The sequence below is a fragment of the Acidiphilium sp. PM genome (assembly GCF_000219295.1).
GTDB lineage: Bacteria > Pseudomonadota > Alphaproteobacteria > Acetobacterales > Acetobacteraceae > Acidiphilium > Acidiphilium multivorum.
Genome location: NZ_AFPR01000239.1, coordinates 1 through 2309 on the forward strand (window position 1 = coordinate 1; position 2309 = coordinate 2309).

The 2309-nt window shown below is 70.1% G+C and carries 1 protein-coding gene, 1 tRNA gene and 1 pseudogene; 2 read left to right on the plus strand and 1 reads right to left on the minus strand.

Annotation, left to right across the window (positions count from 1 at the left end):
- Together APM_RS10365 and APM_RS10370 are read left to right on the plus strand one after the other, a co-directional pair.
- Positions 1-236, plus strand: a pseudogene (locus APM_RS10365) (MerR family transcriptional regulator); the annotation flags it as partial.
- A gap of 47 nt (positions 237-283) precedes the next feature.
- A tRNA-Pro gene (locus tag APM_RS10370) sits at positions 284-360 on the plus strand.
- A 525-nt stretch (positions 361-885) separates the two neighbouring features.
- On the opposite strand, the gene APM_RS10375 is transcribed toward APM_RS10370, so the two are convergent.
- Positions 886-2214 (minus strand): dihydroorotase, encoded by a 1329-nt coding sequence (locus APM_RS10375; protein ID WP_007423326.1) that lies wholly within the window; start codon positions 2212-2214, stop codon positions 886-888.
- Between the last annotated feature and the right edge of the window lie 95 nt (positions 2215-2309).

Genomic DNA, 2309 nt, shown 5'->3' on the forward strand with positions numbered 1-2309 from the left:
CCGAGCGGGCGCGGGCCGACATTCCGGCCCCGCCGGCCCCGCGGCCCGACCGGCTGCCGGAACTGCCGATCGATCCCGCACCGGCGACTTCCAACCCTGGCCACGCGCCCGCTGCCATGCCGGACGCCGACTCGGCGCCACTCGAACGGGCCCGCGCCGCGACTGCGCTCCTGCGCGCGGCAATGGCGAGCGTGCTTGCCGAACTGGAAGACCTGCGTGCCAGCCTCGATAAGTGATGCGGGTCGATTGCCTCGCCCCGCGTCACTTGCTAAGACGCCGGGGTCGGAGCGTAGCGCAGCCTGGTAGCGCATCAGTCTGGGGGACTGGGGGTCGTGGGTTCGAATCCCGCCGCTCCGACCATTGATTTCCAAAAATTTTCCCCTTCCCTCCCGGCTCTCATTTTCACGGCGGATCCTGAACGGGTCGCTGTTTCGGCGAGCGTGGAAGCCGGCTGAATTGAGCCCTGCTGGCGCGAATGACGTCCGCAATGTCTGATCGGTCCAGATCATCGAGCTTCGGCGTTCCGGTTGCAAATGGCTCGCCTGATGCTCCAGGGCACGATCCGCCGCCGGCGCGCCCTCGCAAAGGAACCAAGTCTCCCGGACAATAGGCTGGATCGGCACGGCCGAACCGGCCGGCCAGGCAACAGCAGGACTGCATCGCGCCGGTGGCCCCCGGCAGCCGCGTGCTGGCCGCGATGCCGAGACTCGACTCTCACCGCGCCTACTGGCCACTGCTGTTCGGCGACTCCGCGCAATATCCGGTCATCGTCCGGCGCGGCGCGGCATCTCGGCGGCTTCATGCCGGGGCGGCTCAGGCTGGTCGACCGCTCGGCCTACTGCGCCCTGTTCGAAATCCGCCACGCCGGCAGCGTCGACGGCGCGGCTACGAGCGGAAGGTAACCGAACGGCCGGCGGGCGAGCCCTGCACCGCGCCGTCGCGCATCGCGACCTGGCCGCGGATGATCGTCATCACCGGCCACCCGGTGACGCGCTCGCCCTCGAACGGCGACCAGCCGCAGGGGCTGGCGAGCCAGCCCGCCTCGATGCGCTGCTGGCGGCGCAGGTCGACCAGGGTGAAATCGGCGTCATAGCCGGCGGCGATCCGCCCCTTGCCGACCGCGCCGTAGATCCGCGCCGGCCCGGCCGCCATGAGATCGACCAGCCTGGTCAGCTTCAGCCGCCCCTTCGCCACCTGGTCGAGCATCACCGGGACCAGGGTCTGCACGCCGGTCAGCCCGGCCGCGGTTTCGGGCCAGGGGCGCTCCTTCGCGGCGCGGGGATGCGGCGCGTGGTCGGAGCCGATCGTGTCCACCAGCCCGTCCGCCACCGCGCGCCATGCCGCCTCGACATGGCGCCGATCGCGGATCGGCGGGTTCATCACCGCATAGGCGCCAAGCCGGTCATAGGCGTCGGGCGCCATCTGGGTCAGGTGGTTGACCAGCACCTCGACGCTGGCGACATCGCGGAAATCGCGCAGATAGGCGAATTCCTCCTCGGTCGAGACGTGCAGGATATGCGCCGGGCGGCCGGTGCGGCGGGCCAGCGCCATGATCCGCCGCGTGCCCAGCGCCGCGCATTCCGGATCGCGCCAGATCGCGTGGTTCGCATAGGCCATGCCGGTGGAAAATTCGCCGCGCCGCGCCTGCAGGCGGTATTCGTCCTCGGAATGGAAGGCGATCCGCCGCCTTCCGGCGCGCATCACGCGCTCGATCGAGGCATCGTCCTCGACCAGCAGGTTGCCGGTGGAGGAACCGGCGAAAACCTTGATCGCGCAGACGCCGGATTCGGCCTCGAGGGTGGCGAGTTCGCCGATATTGTCCTTCGTCGCGCCGACATAGAGGCCGACATCGCACCAGGCCCGGCCGGCGAGCGACTCCCGCTTCGCCGCCAGCGCCGCCTGTCCGGTGGCCGGCGTGCCGGTGTTCGGCATGTCGAAGATCGCGGTGATGCCGCCGAGCACGGCGCCGCGCGTGCCGGTTTCCATCGTCTCGACCGCCGGCAGCTCGCCGCTGCCGGAATCGCGGAAATGCACATGCGGGTCGATCAGCCCGGGCAGGACGTGCAGGCCGCGGGCGTCGATCGTCTCGGGCGCATCCCCGGTGGCAGCGAGGGTGACGATTCGGCCGTCCCGCACGCCGATCCGCCCGGTCGCCTCGCCCCAGGGCAGAATCAGCGTGCCGTTCTCGATGATCAGGTCGTAGCGCTCGGTCATGCCCGTTCTCCCAGTATTTCGAACACATCGCCATCGACGGCGCCGCCCAGCCCGTGGCGATGATGCCACAGAGCGAGGAACAGCAGCCGCCAGCA

What these genes read in the sequence shown, in the direction of transcription:
- APM_RS10375 (WP_007423326.1), bottom strand. Translation starts at nt 2,214, where the DNA reads ATGACCGAGCGCTACGACCTGATCATCGAGAACGGCACGCTGATTCTG.